The organism is Pseudonocardia kongjuensis, from assembly GCF_039526905.1.
Lineage (GTDB): Bacteria > Actinomycetota > Actinomycetes > Mycobacteriales > Pseudonocardiaceae > Pseudonocardia > Pseudonocardia kongjuensis.
This window is the reverse complement of record NZ_BAAAJK010000027.1, coordinates 163,119-165,261: the sequence shown is the minus strand read 5'-3', so window position 1 is coordinate 165,261 and position 2,143 is coordinate 163,119. Positions and strand designations below refer to the sequence as shown.

Sequence of the window (2,143 nt, the reverse complement as noted above, 5' to 3'; positions counted from 1 at the left end):
GGCCCGCTGAGCTGCATCTCGGCGGGAGCCGGGGTGCGAGGTGCGAGCCGGGGTGCGAGGTGTGTGGCGAGCCGCGGCGGGCGGGCCGTTGCGGCGGGCGGATCAGGGCTGCACGTCGGGCGGGTCCGCGGGCAACGGTTCGGTGAGCACCGCGACCGGGCAGTGCGCGTGGTGCAGCACCGACCGGCTGATCGATCCGAGCAGCAGCCCGGTCACCCCGCCGTTGCCCCGCGACCCGACGACCAGCAGCTGCGCCCGCTCACCGGCCTCCAGCAGGGCCTGGGCGGGATGCCCGCGCACCAGCTCGGTCTCGATCGGCACGTCCGGACGGGCCTGCTGGGCGGGCAGCACCGACTTCTCCAGCTGGCGCCGCTCGTCGTCCTCGACGCCGTCCCACTGGACCAGTTCCAGCACGTAGGGGTCGATCCGGTCGTGGCTCCAGGCCCGCACCGCCAGCACCGAGGTGCCGAGCCGGGCCGCGGAGTCGACCGCGAAGCGCAGGGCCAGCGCGCCCGCCACGGAGCCGTCGACGCCGACCACCACCGGCCCGTCCGGCACGCCCTTCCCGCGGACCACGACGACCGGGCACGGCGCCACCGCGGACAGCGCCATCGACACCGACCCGGTGAGCAGCCCGGTGAACCCGCCGCGGCCGCGGCTGCCCAGTACCAGCAGCGTCGCGGACCCGGCCTCGTCGAGCAGCACCCGCTTCGGGGAGCCGACGGCGATGTGGTGGGTGACGGTCAGCTCGGGTGCGAGGGCGTGCGCCTGCGCCGCGGCGCCGGTCAGCTCCTTGCGCAGGTGCTCGATCAGCACGTCGCGGTCCCCCTCGGGGAGCACCCCGGCGGCGGCGGGCGGCCGGTACGCCGACCATTCGAGCACACCGACCAGCCGCAGCGGGGCACCCCGGCGGGTCGCCTCGCCGGCCGCCCAGCGCACGGCGGCCAGCGCCGACTCCGACCCGTCCACGCCGACGACGACCGCCGGCACCTCCAGTCCGTGCACCGTCACGCTCGCCCCTCTCGCCGTCACCCGCGGGTCGGGTGACGGTTCCGATGCTCCCCGCGGGCGGGCCTGTGCGACAGGGGCGTCCGAACCCCGTCCGGGGGACGGAGGTCCCGGCGGCCGGTCAGCGGTCCAGGTCGGCGAGGGTCGCGAGCAGGCCCTCCCAGGCGGTGGCGCTGTCGGCGTCGTCGTCGTGCGGGGCGCGGAACCAGCGCAGGAACTCGCCCAGATCGGCGAGCGTCCAGCGCAGCGCGTAGAGCTCCAGTGCCGCCGGGTCCGGCCGGACGCCGGTCAGCTCGGTGTAGGCGGCGAGCTCGGCGGGATCACCGGAGACGACGGCGAGGTCCCGCTCCGGCACGCCCAGCCCGACGGTGTCCCAGTCGATCAGCAGGTAGCCCTTCCCGGGGTCGAGCAGGTTGCCCGGATGCGGCTCGCCGTGCGTGACGACGCGCTCCCGGCCGGCCGTCGTGACCTGGTGGGTGAGCGCGTCGGCGTCGGCCAGCCGGGCCCGGATCGCGGTCGTGTGGGTGACGACGGCCTGCCGCGCCGGCTCGGAGAACGGGCCACCGGTCCAGGAGGTCTGCTGTTCGGCGAGCGCGTCCTCGACGAGCTGCCGGTCGGGGACGGCGGGCGAGTGCCGCGGGGTGGCGTCCGGCGCCGGCGCGCCGTGCAGCCGGGCCAGCAGGGCGAGGACGGCGTCCCTGCTGCCGGTCGAGAGCTCGGTGTGGAAGTCCTGGCCCGGGGCGTCGACGTGCTCGAACACGGTCAGCGCCCAGCGGCCGTCCAGGTCGGCGACGAGCTCGCCGCCGGCGGCCGGGACCGGCGCGAGGACGAACTCGAGCCCGCCGGCGCGCAGCTCGGTCGCGGTGCGCAGCGCCGCCCGGTAGCCGTCGAGGGCGGCCGCGGGGGTGTCGCCGCACTGCGGCTTGTCGGTGAGGTCGGAGACCTTCGCGAACCAGCGTGTGCCGTCGGCGCCGGTCACCGCCCAGTGGTAGTCGCCGAAGCCGACCGGGCGGTGGTGGAGCTCGCGCGCGTCGATGCCGTGATGGCGGGACAGCGCGGAGCGGACGTCCTCGTCGTCGAACCCGTGCGGTCGCTGCTCCATGCGGGGGGATCCTGCCCGATCGGGCCGGCGGGG

General features: G+C 76.7%; 2 protein-coding genes. Both read right to left on the bottom strand.

The window, feature by feature from the left end:
- Positions 1-102: 102 nt before the first annotated feature.
- The gene (locus ABD160_RS22080; RefSeq protein WP_344025488.1) at positions 103-1,011 is read right to left on the bottom strand and encodes a universal stress protein; all 909 of its coding nucleotides are present in this window, start codon (positions 1,009-1,011) and stop codon (positions 103-105) included.
- A gap of 118 nt (positions 1,012-1,129) precedes the next feature.
- A complete protein-coding gene (locus ABD160_RS22075) occupies positions 1,130-2,110 on the bottom strand; it encodes a phosphotransferase (protein WP_344025486.1) in 981 nt (326 codons plus the stop codon).
- Positions 2,111-2,143 lie beyond the last annotated feature (33 nt).